At 64.5% G+C, this 18967-nt stretch carries 22 protein-coding genes and 1 riboswitch; of the genes, 12 read left to right on the top strand and 10 right to left on the bottom strand.

The window, feature by feature from the left end; all coding sequences use genetic code 11:
- The first annotated feature begins 11 nt into the window (after positions 1-11).
- On the top strand, positions 12-1034 hold the full coding sequence (fbaA, locus tag JOE30_RS20635) for a class II fructose-bisphosphate aldolase (RefSeq protein WP_204868810.1): 1023 nt from the start codon (positions 12-14) through the stop codon (positions 1032-1034).
- An 18-nt stretch (positions 1035-1052) separates the two neighbouring features.
- Here fbaA and JOE30_RS20630 read toward each other — a convergent pair whose 3' ends face one another.
- Together JOE30_RS20630 and JOE30_RS20625 are read right to left on the bottom strand one after the other, a co-directional pair.
- Positions 1053-2024, bottom strand: coding sequence for an alpha/beta hydrolase (locus tag JOE30_RS20630; RefSeq protein WP_204868809.1), 972 nt, complete (start codon positions 2022-2024; stop codon positions 1053-1055).
- 80 nt (positions 2025-2104) lie between these two features.
- Complete coding sequence (locus JOE30_RS20625; protein WP_204868808.1) at positions 2105-2788, bottom strand: FadR/GntR family transcriptional regulator; 684 nt, start codon at positions 2786-2788, stop codon at positions 2105-2107.
- A 70-nt stretch (positions 2789-2858) separates the two neighbouring features.
- Between JOE30_RS20625 and JOE30_RS20620 the strand changes: the two genes are divergently transcribed.
- From JOE30_RS20620 to JOE30_RS20610, 3 genes are read left to right on the top strand one after another with little or no spacing between them, the layout of a single operon-like run.
- A complete protein-coding gene (locus JOE30_RS20620; RefSeq protein WP_204868807.1) occupies positions 2859-3599 on the top strand; it encodes a (Fe-S)-binding protein in 741 nt (246 codons plus the stop codon).
- Positions 3596-5062 (top strand): LutB/LldF family L-lactate oxidation iron-sulfur protein, encoded by a 1467-nt coding sequence (locus JOE30_RS20615; RefSeq protein ID WP_204868806.1) that lies wholly within the window; start codon positions 3596-3598, stop codon positions 5060-5062. The genes JOE30_RS20620 and JOE30_RS20615 overlap by 4 nt, the downstream gene beginning before the upstream one ends.
- Entirely contained in the window at positions 5059-5661 is a 603-nt protein-coding gene (locus tag JOE30_RS20610; RefSeq protein ID WP_204868805.1) for a lactate utilization protein C, read from the top strand. The genes JOE30_RS20615 and JOE30_RS20610 overlap by 4 nt, the downstream gene beginning before the upstream one ends.
- A 184-nt stretch (positions 5662-5845) precedes the next feature.
- Here JOE30_RS20610 and JOE30_RS20605 read toward each other — a convergent pair whose 3' ends face one another.
- Together JOE30_RS20605 and JOE30_RS20600 are read right to left on the bottom strand one after the other, a co-directional pair.
- Entirely contained in the window at positions 5846-6613 is a 768-nt protein-coding gene (locus JOE30_RS20605) for a DUF4352 domain-containing protein (RefSeq protein WP_204868804.1), read from the bottom strand.
- A 550-nt stretch (positions 6614-7163) separates the two neighbouring features.
- Positions 7164-7781 carry a DUF2510 domain-containing protein gene (locus JOE30_RS20600; protein WP_204868803.1) on the bottom strand — a complete coding sequence of 206 codons (618 nt, stop codon included), beginning with the start codon at positions 7779-7781 and terminating at the stop codon, positions 7164-7166.
- Between the two features lie 403 nt (positions 7782-8184).
- Here JOE30_RS20600 and JOE30_RS20595 point away from each other — a divergent pair, with 403 nt between their 5' ends.
- Both JOE30_RS20595 and JOE30_RS20590 read left to right on the top strand, forming a co-directional pair.
- On the top strand, positions 8185-8619 hold the full coding sequence (locus JOE30_RS20595) for a hypothetical protein (RefSeq protein WP_204868802.1): 435 nt from the start codon (positions 8185-8187) through the stop codon (positions 8617-8619).
- A 273-nt stretch (positions 8620-8892) separates the two neighbouring features.
- Positions 8893-9345: a hypothetical protein gene (locus JOE30_RS20590; protein ID WP_204868801.1), complete on the top strand. Its 453-nt coding sequence runs from the start codon at positions 8893-8895 to the stop codon at positions 9343-9345.
- Positions 9346-9504: 159 nt separating this feature from the next.
- On the opposite strand, the gene JOE30_RS20585 is transcribed toward JOE30_RS20590, so the two are convergent.
- The 5 genes from JOE30_RS20585 to JOE30_RS20565 all read right to left on the bottom strand — a co-directional run bounded on the left by JOE30_RS20585 (position 9505) and on the right by JOE30_RS20565 (position 13657).
- On the bottom strand, positions 9505-10728 hold the full coding sequence (locus JOE30_RS20585) for a type II toxin-antitoxin system HipA family toxin (RefSeq protein WP_307806272.1): 1224 nt from the start codon (positions 10726-10728) through the stop codon (positions 9505-9507).
- A complete protein-coding gene (locus tag JOE30_RS20580; RefSeq protein ID WP_204868800.1) occupies positions 10725-10982 on the bottom strand; it encodes a helix-turn-helix domain-containing protein in 258 nt (85 codons plus the stop codon). The genes JOE30_RS20585 and JOE30_RS20580 overlap by 4 nt, the downstream gene beginning before the upstream one ends.
- Before the next feature lie 148 nt (positions 10983-11130).
- Entirely contained in the window at positions 11131-11778 is a 648-nt protein-coding gene (locus JOE30_RS20575) for a hypothetical protein (RefSeq protein ID WP_204868799.1), read from the bottom strand.
- A 106-nt stretch (positions 11779-11884) separates the two neighbouring features.
- Positions 11885-13038, bottom strand: a protein-coding gene (locus JOE30_RS20570) for an IS3 family transposase (protein ID WP_204868580.1) whose coding sequence is annotated in 2 segments (ribosomal slippage) — positions 11885-12750 and positions 12750-13038 — 1155 coding nt in all. Because the reading frame shifts where the segments join, the coding sequence is not laid out codon by codon here.
- Between the two features lie 46 nt (positions 13039-13084).
- Positions 13085-13657, bottom strand: a complete 573-nt coding sequence (locus JOE30_RS20565; RefSeq protein ID WP_204868798.1) for a hypothetical protein — start codon at positions 13655-13657, stop codon at positions 13085-13087.
- Between the two features lie 96 nt (positions 13658-13753).
- On the opposite strand from JOE30_RS20565, the gene JOE30_RS20560 reads away from it, so the two are divergent.
- Genes JOE30_RS20560 through JOE30_RS20545 form a run of 5 tightly spaced genes read left to right on the top strand, consistent with a single transcriptional unit; the run spans position 13754 to position 17351 of the window.
- Positions 13754-14314, top strand: coding sequence for an AMP-binding protein (locus JOE30_RS20560; RefSeq protein ID WP_204868797.1), 561 nt, complete (start codon positions 13754-13756; stop codon positions 14312-14314).
- Positions 14311-14859, top strand: a complete 549-nt coding sequence (locus tag JOE30_RS21435; protein WP_307806271.1) for an enoyl-CoA hydratase-related protein — start codon at positions 14311-14313, stop codon at positions 14857-14859. Before JOE30_RS20560 ends, JOE30_RS21435 begins: the two co-directional genes overlap by 4 nt.
- Complete coding sequence (locus JOE30_RS21745; protein WP_307806270.1) at positions 14838-15074, top strand: hypothetical protein; 237 nt, start codon at positions 14838-14840, stop codon at positions 15072-15074. The genes JOE30_RS21435 and JOE30_RS21745 overlap by 22 nt, the downstream gene beginning before the upstream one ends.
- Complete coding sequence (locus JOE30_RS20550) at positions 15071-16282, top strand: acyl-CoA dehydrogenase family protein (protein ID WP_307806269.1); 1212 nt, start codon at positions 15071-15073, stop codon at positions 16280-16282. The genes JOE30_RS21745 and JOE30_RS20550 overlap by 4 nt, the downstream gene beginning before the upstream one ends.
- Positions 16283-16289: 7 nt before the next feature.
- The gene (locus JOE30_RS20545) at positions 16290-17351 is read left to right on the top strand and encodes an acyl-CoA dehydrogenase family protein (protein WP_204868796.1); all 1062 of its coding nucleotides are present in this window, start codon (positions 16290-16292) and stop codon (positions 17349-17351) included.
- 38 nt (positions 17352-17389) lie between these two features.
- Here JOE30_RS20545 and JOE30_RS20540 read toward each other — a convergent pair whose 3' ends face one another.
- A complete protein-coding gene (locus JOE30_RS20540; protein WP_204868795.1) occupies positions 17390-18037 on the bottom strand; it encodes a response regulator transcription factor in 648 nt (215 codons plus the stop codon).
- 56 nt (positions 18038-18093) lie between these two features.
- Positions 18094-18188, top strand: a riboswitch (TPP riboswitch).
- Between JOE30_RS20540 and JOE30_RS20535 the strand changes: the two genes are divergently transcribed.
- On the top strand, positions 18179-18952 hold the full coding sequence (locus JOE30_RS20535; RefSeq protein ID WP_204868794.1) for a 3-oxoacyl-ACP reductase: 774 nt from the start codon (positions 18179-18181) through the stop codon (positions 18950-18952). It overlaps the preceding riboswitch by 10 nt.
- Positions 18953-18967 lie beyond the last annotated feature (15 nt).

Genomic DNA, 18967 nt, shown 5'->3' with positions numbered 1-18967 from the left:
CAGGACCCACCATGCCGATCGCAACTCCCGACCAGTACGTGGCGATGCTCGACCGCGCCAAGGAGGGCGGGTTCGCCTACCCGTCGATCAACGTCACCAGTTCGCAGACACTCAACGCCGCCCTGCAGGGTTTCGCCGAGGCGGAGAGCGACGGCATCATCCAGGTGTCGGTGGGGACGGCACTGTACTTGTCGGGCAACAAGGTTCAGAACCGGTTCTCCGGGTCGAAGGCGCTGGCGCTGTACGCGCACGAGGTCGCACAGCATTATTCCGTCTCGATTGCTCTGCACACCGATCATTGCCCCGCGGAGAACCTGGACGACTGGGTCCGTCCGTTGCTGGCCGACTCGATCGAGCGTCGGAGCCGAGGATTGGATCCGCTGTACCAGTCGCACATGTGGGACGGATCGGCCGTTCCGCTCGACGAGAACCTCGCCATCGCCCGTCAGTTGTTGGACGAGTCGGTCAAAGCCAACACGCTCCTCGAGATCGAGGTCGGTGTGATCGGCGGCGAGGAGGACGGCGTCTCCGCCGAGATCGACGACAAGCTGTACTCGACGGTCGACGACGCCCGTGCCACCATTGCTGCCCTGGGCGCGGGGGAGCGCGGCCGCTACCTGACGGCGCTGACCTTCGGCAACGTCCACGGCGTCTACAACCCCGACTCCGTCCATCTGCGCCCCGAGATCCTCGAGGAGATACAGACCGTCCTCGGCGCCGAGTCGGGCAAGAACAAGCCGTTCGACCTGGTGTTCCACGGTGGGTCCGGATCGAGCGCCGAGGACATCGCGTCCGCCGTGCGCAGCGGTGTGGTCAAGATGAACATCGACACCGACACCCAGTACGCCTTCACGCGGTCTCTCGCCGGTCACATGATCAGCAAGTACGACCAGGTGCTCAAAGTCGACGGTGCGTACGGCAACAAGAAGGCCTACGACCCCCGCTCGTGGGGCAAGCCCGCCGAGAACGCCATGGCCGCACGGGTGGTCGAGGCGACGGAGATGCTGGGGTCGGCCGGCCGCGCGATGCGGTGACCGTACGTACCCGCCGAATCAGGATGTCGGCAGATGGGTGTGGAGGAACGCGATCTCGTCGACGATGAGCTCCGGGTAGGCCTGACCGCCGGGGTAGACGTCGAAGTGGCCGCCCGGGTAGTCCCGACCCGCTGCGCCCATGCGGGCAGCGAGTTCGCGTGCAGCCGCTGGGGGAGTGATGTTGTCCTGTCGGCCCGTGGCGATGAAGGTGGGCGCTCGCCCTGCCTGAGCGACGACGTTCGGAGAGTAGAACGGGATCTGGAGCGCGGTGCGGGCCGTGGCACGGTTGTCGAACGACTCACCGAGTACCGTCCGATAGCCCTGCAGTGCGCCAGGTTCCGGAAGCAGGCCCAGGGTTCCCGGCTCGGCAGCGATCGGGATGTAGATCGGTTCGCGGCCCACGACCGAGCCGGCGAGATCGCCGGTTCCCACGGCGGTCAGCTGTGCCAACGCCGGTACGGGAATGGTGGACACCGTGGCGATCCCGTTGACATGGGGCGCCTGAGCGACGACTGCACGCACGCCGGGAATGTTCTCTGATCCGATGGAGAGAACATGCCCACCGGACAGTGATGTCCCCCAGAGACCGATCTGGGTGCCGTCGACGCCGGGGAGTGAGCGAGCCGCCCCCACCGCGGCGCGCCAGTCTTCGAGCTGGGAGTCGATGTCGATCAGATTGCGCGGTTGCCCTGCGCTGCTTCCCCAGTAGCGGTAATCGAAGGTCACCACGTCGTAGCCCGCAGCGACGAACTCGGGGGCGACCTCGGGAAGGATCTTGTCCTGCGTGCTGCCCAGACCGAGAGCCATGACAAGCACAGGTCGCGGCGACGCGCTCGGCTCCGCGTACCGCGTGGCCGAGACGCTGGTCCCCTCGACCGGAAAGGTGAATGTCGTGACGGTGGGATCGGCGGTGGCTGCCGGGGCGCTCAGAACCGTCGAGGCGGCGAGCGACGCCAGAATGACCGATGTTCCGAGGAGACGAGTTCGCATGGCGAAAGTCAACAGGAGGCGGCCACGCCGATGAGCGCGATAGATGGATGTTGTGACGGCGCACAGCGCCGCGCTCTGACTCAGTCGAGGCTCATCAACCCGTAGAACCCCTCGATGTGCTCGCGCGCCAGGGTGGCGGCCTTCGCGCCGTGGCCTCGGCGCAACGCGTCGACGATGCCGCGGTGCTCGCACCGAAGGTTCACGGCGACGGCCGACCAGTCGTCGAGCATCGGCACCGCGTCCATGACGTAGCCGTGGATGGAGTCGCGGAGCGAGGTCATCATCGCCTCGATCAAGACATTGCCGGCCAGCCCTGCGAAACGAACATGGAGCTCGGCGTCGAGGCGGTGGAACTGATCGGGTTCCAGGCTCTGGTCGTCCATTCGGTCCAGTAGCTCGTCGATGGCGGTGAGGTCGGGGGTGCGCGCCGCTGCTTCCCGCAACGCCCACGACTCGAGCAGCACGCGCGTCTGCACCACGTCGGCGATGGGCAGGAACTGGGTGGCCATGTGCAGGCGCAGTGCCGAGCCGATGGACGTGGCCGGGTCCGCCACCACGATTGCTCCCGCGTCGGGGCCGGACCCGACCGACGTCTTCACGACGCCCATCGCCTCGAGGACGCGGATGGCCTCGCGAACCGAGCTGCGGCCGACGCCGAGTTCTTCGGCGAGTGCGCGCTCGGCCGGCAGCCGGTCGCCGACGCGGAGTCGGGCCGCCGCCAGGTCCTGTTCGATGCGGTGGAGAACCACCTCGTGTGCACGCATTGTCGGAGAATAGCTGGTGTGGTCCGACCACAGGGGTTACTGTGGTCAGACCACACGCTCTGGAGGCTCCATGCGGATCGCCCTGTTCGCCACCTGTCTGGCGGACGCACTCTTCCCCGAGTCAGCGAAAGCGACTGTCTCACTCCTCGAACGTCTCGGCCACACCGTCGTCTTCCCGTCGGATCAGACATGCTGCGGCCAGATGCACGTCAACACCGGCTACCTCAAGGAGGCTGCGCCACTGGTGCGTCACCACGTCGAGGTCTTCGAGCGCGCCACGTGGGACGTCGCGGTGGCACCCTCGGGTTCGTGCGTCGGATCGGTGCGGCACCAGCATGCGATGGTCGCCCGCCGCGCCGGTGACGAGGACCTGGCCACGCGCGCCGAGGACATCGCCGGACGCACCTACGAGCTGTCCGAACTTCTCGTCGACGTCCTCGGCGTCACCGACGTCGGCGCCTACTACCCGCACCGCGTCACCTACCACCCCACCTGCCATTCGCTGAGAATGCTGCGCGTCGGCGACAAGCCCCTCGAACTGCTGCGCAACGTACGCGGGATGACGTTGGTCGAGCTGCCCGGGGCCGAGTCGTGCTGCGGCTTCGGCGGCACGTTCGCGCTGAAAAATTCGGAGACCTCGACGGCAATGTTGTCGGACAAGATGGCCAACGTGCTGTCCACCGGGGCCGAGGTGTGCAGCGCCGGGGACTCGTCGTGCCTGATGCACATCGGCGGCGGACTGTCCCGACTGCGCACCGGCGTGAAGACCGTGCACCTGGCCGAGATCCTGGCATCGACGGAGGCAGCATGACCACGTTTCTAGGCTCGCCCGGTATCGGCAACATTCGAGGGGAGGAGAGCTTCCCGAAGGCTGCGAAGCGCGCATTGCAGGACACGCAGATGCGGCGCAACGTCGGTGCCGCCACCAAGACCATTCGGGAGAAACGGCTGAGTGCCGTTGCAGAGTGCGATGATTGGGAGGAACTGCGCCTTGCCGGTAGTGCCCTCAAGACCGACGTGATGTCGCGGCTGCCCGAGCTTCTCGAACAGCTCGAAGCCAATGTCACCGCCCGCGGCGGAGTGGTGCACTGGGCACGCGACGCCGACGAGGCCAACCGAATCATCACGGATCTGGTCAAGGCCACGGGCAGCGACGAGGTGGTCAAGGTGAAATCCATGGCCACCCAGGAGACCGGCCTCAACGAGTACCTCGAGGCGGAGGGGATCGCCGCGATCGAGACGGACCTCGCCGAGCTCATCGTCCAGCTGGGTGACGACAAGCCCAGCCACATCCTGGTTCCCGCAATCCACCGGAACCGCGCGGAGATTCGCGAGATCTTCCTCCGCCGCATGCCCGGTGTCGACGCTGCCATCACCGACGAGCCGCGCGAACTGGCCATGGCCGCGAGGGAACATCTGCGACGGAAATTCCTGTCGGCGAAGGTGGCGATCAGCGGCGCCAACTTCGGTGTCGCGGAAACGGGGACGCTCGCCGTCGTCGAGTCCGAGGGCAACGGGCGGATGTGTCTGACGCTGCCCGACACCCTCATCACGCTGATGGGCATCGAGAAGCTGGTACCGACCTTCGCGGACCTCGAAGTGTTCATGCAGCTGCTTCCTCGCTCGTCCACGGCCGAGCGGATGAACCCGTACACCTCGATGTGGACCGGAGTGCACGAAGGCGACGGTCCCCAGAACTTCCACCTGGTGCTCATCGACAACGGCAGAACCAACGTGCTCGCCGACGAGGTGGGTCGCGCAGCGCTGCACTGCATTCGGTGCAGCGCGTGCCTGAACGTCTGTCCTGTGTACGAGCGGACCGGCGGCCACGCATACGGCTCCGTGTACCCGGGGCCGATCGGTGCGATCCTGTCGCCGCAGCTCACGGGAACGGCGGGTCACGACGACCCCAATGCGTCACTGCCGTATGCGTCGTCGCTGTGCGGGGCGTGTTTCGATGCGTGCCCGGTGCGTATCAACATCCCGGAGATTCTGGTGCACCTTCGGGCGGAGCAGGTCGACTCCGAACGCGGCGGCATCCCCGGCGCGCAGGAGATCGCGATGCGGGCGGCAGGGTGGGCGATGAACTCGCCGAAGCGATTCGGGATGGCCGAGAAGGCTGCGGGAGTCGGACGCCTGCTGGCCGGGAAGAAGGGGCATATCGAGTCGCTCCCGTTCCCCGGGTCGTTGTGGACCACGAGCCGCGACATGCCGGCGCCACCGAAGGAGACGTTCCGCCAGTGGTGGGCTCGAACACATGAGGACGACGCATGAGTGCCAAGGCGGAAATTATGCGACGCATCCGATCGGCCACCGAGGGTGGTGCGACGGGTGTCGAGGTTCCGCGCGACTACGACCGGGCTGCGCTGGTGGGTGCCGGTGATGTGGAACGGTTCGCCGAGACGGTCGACGACTACCGGGCGCAGGTGTATCGGGTAGTGGAGTCGGAGATCGCTGTGACGATCCGTGGCCTGCTGGCCGACGATGCGCGCGCGGTGATCCCTGCGGACGTGCCGCCCGCGTGGGTCGAAGGAATTGCGACCGTGCCCGACGACGGCCTGTCGTTGGAGGAACTCGATGCCGTCGACGCTGTCATCACCGGCTGCAGGGTGGGCATCGCGGCGACGGGGACGATCGTGCTCGATGCGGGCGAAGCGCAGGGGCGACGAGCGTTGACGCTGGTGCCCGATCACCACATCTGCATCGTCAGGGCGGAGCAGGTGGTGGACACGGTGCCGCAGGCGTTCGCGGTGCTCGATGCGTCGCGGCCGCTGACGTTCATCAGTGGGCCCAGTGCGACCAGTGACATCGAGCTGAACAGGGTGGAGGGTGTCCACGGGCCTCGGCGGTTGGATGTGCTGATTGTTGGGTGACTACGTGCCGAATTGGTGTTCCACGCGAACACCAAGTGAGCGATCAGTGGAGTCGACGAAGCGCAAACGTCGAGTTGCTAGCCGACCTAGACGAAAGGGGCCGCGCACCAATTTGGGCGCGGTGGCGCGCCCGTTCGCCCGCCCTCATGGTCAGGACGGGCGAACGGTCACTGTTGTCTTCACATCATCGCTGATTGACCCAGCCAATGCGGTCTGAGGAGAACGAGAATGTCTTCTCGAACAGGACAACATACTGGCCGGCCGGGGCCCCAACGGGGACGTCGAAGCAGACATTTCCGGTCGCCGTACCACCTGGCGCGGTCTCCCCGGACTCAAGCAAGTTTATATCCGCAGCGTACGTCGAACTCTTGATGGTTCCCGCAGGATCTAGCAATGACCAGTCGAAAGTTCCGAAGCTCTGGTTCTCTCCCGTGTTGTTCACAATCGTGACCAGCGAACAGAGATTCTCGCCGAGAACTGACGACACTTCTTCCAACGGAGCAGCAGTGGTGACCACGCCATCTTGATCGACAGTCTCGCCTGCGTTCGCACCCAGGTCGTCGTCGGTCTTGCCCGGCCAGGTGATTCCGTTATCAGGTGGCGGTGCCGCCTCACTTTCCGGTGCTTCTTCACTTCCGGTCGCTGCTTCGGATCCGGTGCTCGCCGAGTCGTTCCCTCCGCTGGCTGAACCTGGATTATCGTCGCCTCCGCCGCCAAAAGCCGCGGCCAGGATCAGTAAAACGACGATTCCGAGGACAATCCACGGCCATTTGCGCTTCTTCTTTTGGGGCGGTCCATACCCTGCGCCCTGTTGGGGGTACTGGCCCTGTGGGTACTGGCCCTGTGGGTACTGGCCTTGCGGATGCTGCTGTCCAAAGTTTTGCGATCCCCCTTGCCCGTACTGATTCGGATCGCCGCCGGGCTGATTGTGTGGATATTGCTGGTCTGGCACGCTCGGCCCCTTGAGTCGAAGTACCAGCAGATTGTGCCCCCGACACCACGTCACCGCTGGAGATGTGATGGTCTGCCCATGATTCCGGACAGGTCTGTGAACATACCGGACGGTGGGGACGGGTATGAGAGAATCGAGACCAAGTGCTGGACGGCGAGGTCATCTCCGGCTCGGCACCCTTCGCTTCCCGCTTCCGCGTTGAGCACGCCATAGGGAGGCGTGGAAAATCCAGTCCCGGCCTGTCAACCGGATGAGTGCCGGGGTGTCCAAGGCCGTACCTTTGCGCAAATCCAGAAGCGTGTTGGCCACCTGCGAGTCGCTAGACGCTAGCCAAGGCTCGCGTATAAGGCCACCCAAAATGGTGTCCATCTCGATGTTCGGCATGCGTCGAGATGATTCGAACGGCCAGCTGCGTTCATTGCGAGCTGCATGTACGAATCTACTCATACGCGCCTACAGTCGCGCATCGCGCACGTGATTTCGCATCGACCCAGTTCTCCGGGCGAAACGATGAGGTTCAGGTACCGGACACCGAGGTGCGCTGTCGTTTCTATGGAGCACCAAGGCCGTAGGTGTACTCGCCCGAGGACCAGTTCATTGTCGCATTGTATTTGTACCCACTCATGGTTCCGTCACCGTTGTCCTCATTAGCGGCGAAACATTCGAATACTGTCGTTGTTTCGGTCAAGTCATCAGTGGACCCACCGCTGACGGGCGAGCAGGACACCGACAGGATAGGCCCGTCTAAAAGGCCTTTGTTGACGTGACCCTCGGCCATCTGCTTCACGCTGGTTTCGATACCGGAAACGGAAAGCGTTCGCGAAAGACGTTCGGCGGAATCCTTGCGCTCCTGCTCGGCTTGAATGTCGGAGATCCGCTTCGCTTCGCGTTGATCGGCTTCCTCACGGGCCTGCTGCGCTGCTTGCTCCTGCTGGCGGACGTTCGAGTCGTGATTGAATTTGGCTGCTGCACCGGCACCGACCAGAACAAGCACGACAACGGCGACGGCAAGTATCAGCTTCTTGCCCGGTTTACGATTCCGGTGGCCGACCGATGGCCTCGACGCCTCAGGGGCCGGGATGTTGAGCCACTGCTGGCCATCCCAGTACTGCTGCCCGCCGTCCGGGGTGGGATACCAGCCGGGCTGACCGCTGTGCGGTTCACTCATCGTTGCTGCCGTTCTCGTTGCAGGACCTACGGCGATCAATCGACGATGCCGAAGTACTCCGTCTGTGAACTCTCGGCCCGCCGCAGGAGGCCGGGTCTTCGATCGTAACGGACCAACTCGGCTGTTACGTGCGTCCGGTACAAATCGGGTTGCTTCGTTGTCGGGGTCATGCGATGTGGCAGCAACCGTTCATCTCCATCGGGGTGGAGGGCCCGAACCGGGCGATGGATGCGAGCACGACTGGCGACCTTTCTCGGCTCCATTGTTATGGGATGTTTACGAGTATCAGCAGTCATCGTTGTTACGGTCCGTGGGGACGCATACCCGAACGGAAGGTCGGTTCATGGCGACACCAGGGAGCAGTGCTTCACGGAGATGGGCGGCGCGAGGAGCGGTAGTTGCCATGGCCGCAGCGGTTGCCGTCGGAACGACGATGGGAACGGCGTCGGCAGACCATCAGGACTTCACGATGTTCCCCGGCCAGACGTTCACGCTCGGGGAGTTCAACGGCATCGAGTGTGCGGGGCAACTGACGTCGAATGCTCGCACTCCGCACGATCGACCTGGTACGGCCGTGGTGACGACAGCGTGGGTCGCGTACTTCAGCACCCCGTGTTCGGTAATCGCGCAGGTGAACTGGCACAACCTCGACACGAACGAGCGCGGTACGGTGTCCAGCCGGGTGACCACTACCGGCCGCGGGCCCCTTCCGCCCCCGATCACGACGGGCAATCAGATCGCAGTCGACACCAAGCCTGGCCGTGTCGTTCTCAGCGTCACGACCGAGTCGCTGCACTTCGTTGCCGGCCCGTCTGTCGAGGTGCGGGTTCCCGCGTGACCGTGTCCTGTTCGTGGAGCAGCAACGGTGAGAAAGGTGCTCATGTCGACTCGTTCTCTAGTGGCCGTTCTGATCGCGAGCGCAGCGATCCTGACTGTCGGTGGCTGCACCATCGGAAGTGACACGACTGCATCGGTGGGGACGTCCACCAGGGCCTCGTCGGCGGCGTCCACACCGTCGACGACTCCCGCAACAGAGCCGATGGGCGAGTCCACCTCGCAGCAGACCCCGCCCACCGGGGATGCAGAGCAGGCTGGGGGAGCCCAGCCAGGCATGACGCTCGGGCCCGACGGGAATCTGTATCCGGCGCGGCCTGGTTCAGACGAAGTCGCAGTCGATCCGGAACCGTTCGCCAACGTCGGCGCGGATGGGGACGGCTACTTCTTCACGTCGCCGACGGGGAATATCGCCTGCGCGATCTATCGCGCTCCGTCCTCGGCGGGGCCGGTGGGTTGTCAGGCGGTCACCAGCGTTGCGCCAGTGGACGGCCCGGTGTGCAGCAACGCGGACAACGACAAGTACGCCGTCCGCATCGAAGCGGCAGGCGCCGTTCACACCTGCACCACGCAGGGGATCTACACGGCCTCCGATGCTGCCGTGCTGCAGTACGGCGAGACCCTCACCGTCGGTGACGTAACGTGCGTCTCGCGAGAGGATGGGATCTCCTGTCTGCTGGCCGGGAGCAATGCAGTGCTCCTGTCGCGTGGTGCGAATCTGACGTACTGACCGAGCGGTCCAGCTTGCGCACATAGACGCACCCTGTGCCCTCCGTGTAGGAGCCGAGTGAAGGTCGACGCGCCGCGCCCTCGGGCCACTCGCCGCGACGGCGCGGATCGACCAGTGAGACTTGGCGATACGTTCCGTGACCCACCATCGCCACATGGTTCACCGTGTCAGCTCGACACAACGCTCCTCCAGGAAGGCTTGTAATCGCGCCGTCGTCATGTCGTCGAAGCCGACGGATCCCACGTCGCCGGCGGCAGCTCGAACACCGGCACAGACGTCGTCCACCACGCGGACCACCGCCTTTCGAGGAAGTGCATGACGTGCCGAGCTGTCGAGGACGTGGTCGCGCGTCCACCTGTTGTTGCGGCCGTAGAACGTCAGAGCCATGGGGTCGTTCCACGACATGTAGGGCTGGGTGCAGAGTAGGTCGTAGGCCGGAGTCACACTCCACAATCCGTGCTTGCTCTGATGAATCGAATAGTTCTTGCCGTGCAGGTCACCATTGCCGATGACATATGAATAGACGGTGAGTCGGACCAGTTCGAGCGCCGCTTGGCGCGCGGAACCCCCGCCTCGTTCTACGGTTGCTGCCAGTGAGGCGAGCACTGTCTCGGTCTTCATGCGGTACTTTGACGAGGGATACAGCCCGTTGATCTGGCACGCATCTTCCTGAGCCAGCCTCCGGCCACCATCTCGGTCGAAACGCTCGACGAGAAGGCCCGAGACCCCCTTGTCGTCTGTGATCACGTGACGCCGAGGTATGACGAGTCCGCAGGTTTCTGCCACCGACATGAAAAAATTCTCGTTCTCCACCAGGCGCGGGAAACGGTTGGGTGGAGCCAGTTTGAGAATCGCTGCGCCTCGCGTCGTCGTCACCGGCGACGAGTACATCTCAGCCGATACCTTGCCCTGAACTCCGGGCAGGCCTGCCACGTCGACGTCCATCGACTGTGGGCCGGCCACGCTGTCGAACAACGCACGCAAACTCGGCATCGGCGCGTCCGGGTCGAACGCGGGCGCGGATGCCTCGGGTTCGAGTCCCTCGGGGATCACCCGCACATCGCCGATCGTGTCCGCCCCGACTGCCAAGAGGATGGTCAGGTGGTCATCCTCCGATGTCTTGGTTCCGGCGACCACACCGGACAGGCGCACCCCTTCGGGAAGCAGTCCGGCGAAGAACGGCGGCACACTTCCTGCCGTGGCTGTCGTACTGCCCGCTCCCATCGGTAGAGACCAGGCGACGGGCTGGGCGCCGGGGCTGATGTAGTCATCGGCGTACTCGAAGCGGACAGTGTCGCCCGACCTGGTCAAACTGCCTGCACGGATATCTCCCTTGTAGACGTCGGCGTCATCGACCTGGCGCAGACCGAGCCGAGTGCTCACTCGCGATCCGGTTCGACGACGATGCCGGCGCGGGTGATGAGCGACAGATCGCACCCCAACGCGTCTGCAACGGCGCGAACGCCGTCGAGTTGCGACGTCTCTTTGCCGCCCTCGATCGATTGCACAGTGGATCGGCCGACCCCGGCCAGTAAAGCCAGCTCGGCCTGCGTCATTCCCAGCTCGTGACGGCGCGCGGTGAAGGACCGCGCCAGGCGGCTGGCCTGAGTGCGGCGTGACTTCCGAGGGAGGGCCATTGGCATCCAATGCTTGCGTCAAGGGTCTTAATCAAGATTCTATGCCATCCCACCGGCTGCGAGGCTGCAACGCTCTACAACGCAAGCTTAAGCAACCCGCACTACCCGCCGTCCGAATCCAGACTTCCTTAAGCCTGCGTACACAAGCTCAGATGCCTGGCGCCGAGCCATCTCTTGCCCTGCGACTGATGACGAGCATCGCGACCGACGTCGCCGCGAGCATGCAGATGCCGGCCACCGCCATTGCGAACTGGTCGGGCGATGTGTTGATCACGACGTCGTCGGAGTCGTAACCCGCTGAATAGACCGTGTAGGGGAGCGAGAACAGCGACAAGGCGGGGATACCGATTGCCACCGTCGTCGCGGTCGATGATGCTGCAGCGCTGAGGATCAGATATCCAGCGGCGGATGACGTGACGACGGTCGAGAGTGCGGATGGAAGTAGTCCGTCTGCGACGAAATACAGGGCGGCCAAGACGCCCACAATAATCAGCGGAAGCAACACCGATCGACGAAGGACGGTGAAGAGCAGGCCGACCCCGAATCCTGCGATGGCCAGCAACCAACTCCATTCCTGGAAGTCGCCGTCGACCCCGACGAGTGAACTCGCGCTCAGGGCGAGACCGGCAGCGAGGACCGTGCCTGTTCTACCGGGGGCGACGAGTGCGCAGACGAGCACGACGAGCGTCGTCGCTCCGGCACACGCGAACCAGATCCAGTGGCGGCTCCTGTCCACCGACGACATCATGATGATCAGCGCAGCGGCAACGGGTAGAACGATTCCGACGGCGACCATGCGGCCCGGCGGTGCCGGAGTTGGTGCGTGAACAGGTGCCCTGCGGAGCATCACCGCAGCCAGCGGGGACTGCCCCCACTTCGGTTGACGCGTGGGGTTGATCGGATCAGGCCGCGTGTGCGGCCCTTTTGATTGTCTCAAACTCGATCGGGGTGAGCTTGCCGAGGCGTCGCTGGCGGCGCTTGCGGTGGTAGGTCCTCTCGATCCAGGTCACGATCGCCAGGCGTAGCTGCTCGCGGGTGGACCACCGTTGCCGGTCGAGGACGTTCTTCTGTAGTAGCGCGAAGAACGATTCCATCGCAGCGTTGTCACCGCATGCCCCGACACGGCCCATGGATCCTCGTAACGCATTGTGCGACAGCGTATGTACGAACTTTCGCGATCGGAATTGGCTACCCCGGTCGGAGTGGACGATGGTCCCGGTCGGACCGCGTTGCGCGACCGCGTTGTCGAGCGCGGACACCGCCAACGAGGCCTTCATTCGAGAGTCGATCGAGTAGCCGACGATCCTGTTGGACCACACGTCCTTGATCGCGCAGAGATAGAGCTTGCCCTCGTCGGTGCGGTGCTCGGTGATGTCGGTCAGCCACAACTCGTCTGCAGCCTCTGCGGTGAATCGGCGGTCGACGAGGTCGTCGTGAACTGGAGGGCCAGCTTTCCTGATCAGCCCGCGCTTCTTCGAGAACACAGACCAGATGCGTTCTTGCGAGCACAACCGGGCGACCCGGTTCTCGCCGGCGGTGATGCCGCGATCGGGCAGCTCGTCGGCGATGAACCGGTACCCGAACGCGGGATCGTCCGCGTGAATGGAACGGGCCGCGTGGATCAGGTGCGCATCGTCCCAGTCACGTTGCGTCACTGGTGCTTTTTTCCATTTGTAGAACGCTTGGGTGGAGAACCCGAGCACCCGGCAGGTCACCGTGACGGGCACTCCGTCGGCGGCAAGGTCGAGGACCAGCGGGTAGATCATTTTGGGTTGACGTCCCGAGAGAGGTAGCCGACGGCGCGGCGCATCACCTCCGCTTCCTGCTCGAGCATCTTGATGCGCTTGCGGGCTTCCCGCAGCTCGACGGACTCGCTGCTCGTCGGCGATCCGTCAGCGGGGGTGATCCCGTCGTCGCGGTCGGCGATCTTGAGCCAGCGGTGCAGGCAGCCTTCGGAGATTCCGAAGTCCTTCGCGATCTGGCGCAGCGGAGCCTCGCCCTTGCGTGCGACGGCGATGACGTCGCGGCGGAACTCCTCGGGGAATGCTTTCGGCATGGGAAACATCCTTCCACCGTGAGGAGCGATCCTCACAGATCAGATGTCAACCGAACCGGGGGCAGTCCCGCGCTACAGCAGTGAGGATTGCGAGCACGATGCACACGACCACGCGCAGTGTGGCGGGTCCGGCGTCGGACGGATCATTGGCAGTCCATCCGAAGTCCGACTGCGGCCTCACCAACCTGTCGAGTGGCAAGCCTGCGTTCGCTGCCACGATCCACCCGAACACGGCGGCGATCAATCCCCGTGACGACGGGGACAAGGACACAGTGCAGGCGAAGAGAATGCCGGTGGTGATCGAACCAGCCCATGCTGCCGGCGCATTGCCTACCGGCGCGACATTCACACCGGCGGACACGACGAGAGTAGTAGACATCAGCCCAGCGACCGCTCGGCGGGATAGGCGAGGAAGAACGGTTGTCACAGCAAGAGCGGCAGACAGCGCGGTGACGAGAATGGCGTTGACGACGGTGGCGAGTGCCGTGGGCGACGCCGCAGCGTCGATCAGAGAAGCGAAGGGGGAGTAGGCACTGACTGCGTAGCCGGCAGTGAGGCCGCCCAGTAAGGCGAGGGCGATGTGCGGCCCGCGGAACGTGATCTGACCGTTGTCACCCATGCACGCATTCCATCACGCACGCGTCTCAGACGTGATCGAGGACGACATCGACCACACACGCGGTCGATAACGAATCCGGCCGACGGGAGTGACCCGATGAACGTCGACCGGACCGATCGGTCGTCCGAGTTCGACGAGATCCTGTGGCGCGGACCCGACACGTTCCTGGGGTATCTCGACGCCTCGTTGAACGACGCCGCGTTCACCGAGGACGGATTCTTCCGCACGGGTGACTTGGGGCGTTTCGACGATGACGGTTACCTCCACATCGTCGGACGCATCAAGGACATCATCAACCGGTCCGGGGAGAAGATCAGCGCGTCCTCGGTGGAATCCGTGCTCTCCCAACATCCGGACGTGTCCGAGGTAGCGATCGTCGCCGGTCCCGACCCGGTGACGGGGGAGCGAGGCTGTGCTTTCGTCGTCCCCGAGGTCGGTAGGAGCATCGATCTCGCCGAGGTCCAGACCTTCCTCGAGTCCCATCGGATCGCGCGCCAGAAGTTTCCCGAGAGCGTCTTCGTCGTGGATTCACTGCCGAGAACGCCCAGCGGAAAGATCCGGAAGTTCGCACTGCGGGAGTGGACGCGCGACCGGTCGGAGCTCCCTCGTCACATGGCCGGCATCACCATCGCTGCGTCGTTCGAGGTGGACCGGTGACCCCGAACATCGTTGTCAGCCATCCGGAGTCCGGCATCGCCCTCGTCGAACTCTCTCGCGGCAAAGTCAACGCCCTCGACGGCGCGACATACAGGGAGCTGGCCGACGTGTTCGACGCGCTCTCGAACCGGGACGACACCACGGTCGTGGTGCTGACCGGCAAGGGCAAGAACTTCTGTGGTGGAAATGATCTGCACGAGTTCCAGAGCATGTCCGCGGAGAACGGTGACCGACGGATGCGAGAGATTCGGCGTGGGTTCTTCTCCATCCTGGATTGCGCCGTGCCCGTGGTCGCCGCCGTCAACGGGGCCGCCCTGGGGAGTGGCGTGGGCCTGACCGCCGTGTGCGATGTCGTCGTCGCCTCCGACAGTGCAATATTCGGCCTTCCGGAAATGACTGTCGGAGTCCTGGGAGGTGGGCGCTTCGCCGCACGCATGCTGCCGCAACAGGCAGTGCGGCGACTGTTCTTCACGGCGGAGCCGGTGGGCGCGGAGACCGGCGTGATTGGGGTGCTCCCATCGAAGTGGTTCCGGAATCGGAACTGATGGCCGTGGCGATGATGCGAGCACGGTCGATCGCAGCCAAGAACCGATACGCCGTGACGCTCGCCAAGCAGTCCCTGAACGGGTGCGAATCTCTCGATCTGAAGAGGGGCTACGAGCTGGAGCAGAGCTTCACCGTCCGGCTGGCGGACGACCCGCATGCCAAGGCCGCGGTCACTGCCCGCATCGAGCAACTTGCCCGGAAGGATCGATCGTGACGACGGACGTGCAGTACGAACAGTCGACTCTCGACCACTTCGGTCGGGACTGTGTCGCGTGGCTCGAGGCCCGGGTTCCGCGCAGATCGAGCGGTGCCGATGCCGAGCGGAGCTACGCGATCTTCCACAACCACGACGCCGCAGAGGAGCGTGCGCTCATCGATGCTGCCCGTCGATGGCAGGCAGAGCGGGTGGATGCGGGGTTCGGCGCCATCACGTGGGATCCGGTGTGGGGCGGACCCGGCCTGTCGGCGAGTCATGAGCGAATCTACGTCGAGCACGAACTCGAGTTCGCAGTGCCCGATCGTCATGAGATCGTGCTGGTCACAGTCGATCTGGTGGCGCCGACCGTCCACCTCCTCGGGAACGAGAATCAGAGGCAGCAATTCGTGCAGCCGTTCCTGCGCGCCGATCTGCTGTGCTGTCAGTTGTTCTCGGAACCGGGGGCAGGGTCGGATCTGGCGGGGTTGACCACCCGAGCGCGGCGTGACGGTGACTCGTGGATCATCGATGGTCAGAAAGTGTGGAGCTCGGGTGCACTTTTCGCGGAGTGGGGACTGCTGATCGCGCGAACCGATTCCGTGGCCCCCAAGCATCGCGGAATGACGGCTTTCCTGGTCCCCATGGACTCGGACGGTATCGACATCCGACCTATCCGACAGATGTCCGGTGGCTCCACGTTCAACGAGGTGTTCCTGGACGGCGTCGTCCTTCCGGACTCGTTGCGGCTCGGCGATGTCGGCGACGGGTGGAACGTCGCACTGACGACGTTGGGTTTCGAACGCAACTCCAGCGCCGGCATCGTCGATGCCGGAGGTAACGTGCGCGACCTGGCTCGACTCGTGCGGCAGGTCGGTGTGCACGACGACCCACTGACACGGCAGCGCGTGGCCGACGTCGCCGTCTACGAGCGCGCATCCGCGCTTCTCGTCGCCCGGTACGCCGAGCGACGCGAGGATGGCGCCGCTCCTGGTGTCGAGGGGTCGATCGGCAAGATCGTCTGGACCCAGAACCTGACCCGTATCGGAGAAGCAGCGGCACACGTGCTCGGTCCGCGCCTCGCGGCGGACACGGGAGAAGCCGACACGTTCGCCTGGTCGGAGCATCTCCTCGGAGCACCCGGCTACCGCATAGCCGGGGGATCCGACGAGATCCAACGGAACATCATCGGAGAACGAGGGCTCGGCCTACCGCGGGAACCGAGGTGAGCACGACATGACCATGGAATGGACCGTCGAGCAACGCGACATCATGGATGCGGTTCGGGGCGCGCTGTCCGATGCGGCCGACGGCGACTCCTGGCGTGCGCTGACGACGATGGGTTGCACCGAGATCGGTGTTCCGGAACAGTACGGCGGCGCCGGAGGAACGCTCAAAGACCTGTGCGCGGTCGCTCTCGAACTGGGTAGGGCACTCGATCCCGGCCCGTTCTTCGCGTCTGCAGTCTTGGCCGGATTGCTCCTGTCCGAACTGGCCCCCGCGCCTGACGACCCGATGGGCATCACGCTCGCCCGACTGGCGACGGGATCCACACGTGTAGCTGTGGCTGGAAACCAGGGTGCACGTGATGGAGTCGTCTGGTCGGACGATGACGAAGGCGTGGTGCTCAGCGGGCACACTCATTTCGTCATGGGCGGGATGGACGCTGACACCGTGCTGGTCATTGCGACGTCCGACACGGGTCGCCTCGTGGCGACAGTCGATGCGACCGACAACGGTGTCGAGCGGACGGCGATGACCACGTTGGATCTGACGAGACCTATGGCGTCAGTGACGTTCGACGGTGTTCGCCCGACCGAGTGGGTTCCCGTGGAGGGAACCGGGGCGGTCGACCGAGCCACGGCTGCGATGTGGACCGTACTGGCAGCTGAACAGGTAGGCAGCGCTCGCGCCTGTCTGGACATGTCCGTCGCCTATGCCAAGACCAGAAAGCAGTTCGGCCGGCCGATCGGTTCTTTTCAGGCAATCAAGCATCGGCTCGTCGATATGTCCATTGCCGTCGAGTCGGCTGAAGCGGCTGTTCTGGACGCAGCGAACGCGGCGGTGGACCGCGACGAGGCCTCGATGTTCACGGCCGTGTCCATCGCACGGGTGTTGGCATCGCGAGCGGCGTCGTTCGCCGCAGAGGAATCCATACAGGTTCACGGTGGTATCGGATTCACGTGGGAGCACCAGCTGCATCACTATTTCCGACGCGCGAAGAGCGTCGAGATGCTGTTCGGATCCACGGACTCCCATCTCGACCGCATTGCTGAGGCAGTGCTGGATCCGGCGTGAATGACAGGTTGCAGGAGCTGAGGATCCGCGTGTGCTCGCTACTCGATCAACCCAGCTCGGAATGCGGCCAACGCCGCTTCGACTCGGTTGGACACCTGGAGCTTGTGGTTCACCGCAGAGAGGTGCGACTTGACCGTCGTCTCCGACATGAACAGGCGCCGTGCGATATCTGGATTCGACGCACCGGTGGCCATGACCGACAGCACTTCTCGCTCTCGTTCGGTAAGCGCATCCAGCAGTGTTGTACGCCGCGGTGCACGAGTAGACGCGACGATCCGCCGGAGTGACTCCTCGGAGAACAGAGTATTGCCGGCAGCGACGGCGCGGATCGACTGGTGGAACGTCTCGGGTGCCTCCGACTTGCTGAGGAAGCTGTGGGCTCCGGCCTTGATGGCCTGGACCACTAAGTCGTCCACGTCCATCGCCGTCATCGCGACGACCTTTGGTGGGTGTGCCGATGCCATCAACGCTCGGGTGGCGTCGAGTCCGTCCACTCGGCGCATCTTCAAGTCCATCAGGACGACGTCGGGCCGATGAGCGGCGACTGCGGCGGGTACCTCGTCACCGTCCGAGACCGATCCGACCACCACGATGTCCGTGGTGGCGGCGAAGATGTCCGCCACGCCGCGACGAACGAATGCGTCGTCGTCCACGACGAGAACGGTGATGACCGCATCGGAGTCCATGATGGGTCGACCGTATCGGGTCACGCCGACACACCACAGCGGATAGGTGTTCTATGGAGTCGGACACGGGGTGCCGAACCGAACCGGCTGAGAACACACCCGTCGAACCTGACCAGGTCATGCTGGCGAAGGGATGTCGAGATGCGCACTGTGCCGCTGGCCGAACAGATCGTGCTCGTGACGGGCGGTGCTCGCGGACTGGGTGCTGCGATCGCGCGAGCGTTCCTGCAGCAAGGTTCCCGCGTCGTGGTCAACTACCACCGCAGTGCAGCCGCAGCCGATGCTCTGGCATCCGAGTTCGGTCCTGACCGCGTTGTCGCGGTGCAGGCCGATGTCACGGACCGGCACCAGGTCGACGCGCTGTTCGACAGCGCTCGTGAGCATTTCGGGTCGACTGTCACCACCGTCGTCAACAACGCTCTGATCGACTTCTCGTTCAACGGCGACGACCGTGCCAAGGCCGACGAGATCGAGTGGTCGGCGTTCGACTCGCAGTTCCGCGGCAGCGTTGCCGGCGCTCTGCACACCACGCAGGCAGCTGTACCGGGCATGCGTGAGGCGGGATTCGGGCGGATCACCACGATCGGCACCAACCTCGTGCAGAACCCCGTCGTTCCGTACCACGACTACACGGCGGCGAAGGCTGCTCTGTTGGCGCTAACGAGGACCTTCTCGGCGGATCTCGGACCTGACGGCATCACCGTCAACATGGTGTCCGGTGGTCTGCTGCGGACCACCGATGCCAGCTCCGCGACCCCACCTGCGGTATTCGACATGATCGCCGAGAGCACCCCGCTGCGCCGGGTGACGACGCCGGCCGAGTTCGCGGATACCGTGCTGTTCTTCGCGTCTTCGTGGTCGAGAGCGGTGACGGGGCAGAACCTGGTCGTCGACGGCGGATTGGTGAAGGACTGACGCGTCAGGAGTACC

The organism is Rhodococcus sp. PvP016 (assembly GCF_017832185.1).
Taxonomy (GTDB): domain Bacteria; phylum Actinomycetota; class Actinomycetes; order Mycobacteriales; family Mycobacteriaceae; genus Rhodococcoides.
The sequence above is the reverse complement of the archived record's forward strand: the minus strand, read 5'-3'. Positions and strand labels throughout refer to the sequence as shown.

Excerpts from the sequence above, each read along its gene's own strand:
- fbaA (WP_204868810.1), top strand. The coding sequence starts at position 12 with ATGCCGATCGCAACTCCCGACCAGTACGTGGCGATGCTCGACCGCGCC.
- JOE30_RS20630 (WP_204868809.1), bottom strand. The coding sequence starts at position 2,024 with ATGCGAACTCGTCTCCTCGGAACATCGGTCATTCTGGCGTCGCTCGCC.
- JOE30_RS20625 (WP_204868808.1), bottom strand. The coding sequence starts at position 2,788 with ATGCGTGCACACGAGGTGGTTCTCCACCGCATCGAACAGGACCTGGCG.
- JOE30_RS20620 (WP_204868807.1), top strand. The coding sequence starts at position 2,859 with ATGCGGATCGCCCTGTTCGCCACCTGTCTGGCGGACGCACTCTTCCCC.
- JOE30_RS20615 (WP_204868806.1), top strand. The coding sequence starts at position 3,596 with ATGACCACGTTTCTAGGCTCGCCCGGTATCGGCAACATTCGAGGGGAG.
- JOE30_RS20610 (WP_204868805.1), top strand. The coding sequence starts at position 5,059 with ATGAGTGCCAAGGCGGAAATTATGCGACGCATCCGATCGGCCACCGAG.
- JOE30_RS20600 (WP_204868803.1), bottom strand. The coding sequence starts at position 7,781 with ATGAGTGAACCGCACAGCGGTCAGCCCGGCTGGTATCCCACCCCGGAC.
- JOE30_RS20595 (WP_204868802.1), top strand. The coding sequence starts at position 8,185 with ATGGCCGCAGCGGTTGCCGTCGGAACGACGATGGGAACGGCGTCGGCA.
- JOE30_RS20590 (WP_204868801.1), top strand. The coding sequence starts at position 8,893 with ATGACGCTCGGGCCCGACGGGAATCTGTATCCGGCGCGGCCTGGTTCA.
- JOE30_RS20580 (WP_204868800.1), bottom strand. The coding sequence starts at position 10,982 with ATGGCCCTCCCTCGGAAGTCACGCCGCACTCAGGCCAGCCGCCTGGCG.
- JOE30_RS20575 (WP_204868799.1), bottom strand. The coding sequence starts at position 11,778 with ATGGTCGCCGTCGGAATCGTTCTACCCGTTGCCGCTGCGCTGATCATC.
- JOE30_RS20565 (WP_204868798.1), bottom strand. The coding sequence starts at position 13,657 with ATGGGTGACAACGGTCAGATCACGTTCCGCGGGCCGCACATCGCCCTC.
- JOE30_RS20560 (WP_204868797.1), top strand. The coding sequence starts at position 13,754 with ATGAACGTCGACCGGACCGATCGGTCGTCCGAGTTCGACGAGATCCTG.
- JOE30_RS20545 (WP_204868796.1), top strand. The coding sequence starts at position 16,290 with ATGACCATGGAATGGACCGTCGAGCAACGCGACATCATGGATGCGGTT.
- JOE30_RS20540 (WP_204868795.1), bottom strand. The coding sequence starts at position 18,037 with ATGGACTCCGATGCGGTCATCACCGTTCTCGTCGTGGACGACGACGCA.
- JOE30_RS20535 (WP_204868794.1), top strand. The coding sequence starts at position 18,179 with ATGCGCACTGTGCCGCTGGCCGAACAGATCGTGCTCGTGACGGGCGGT.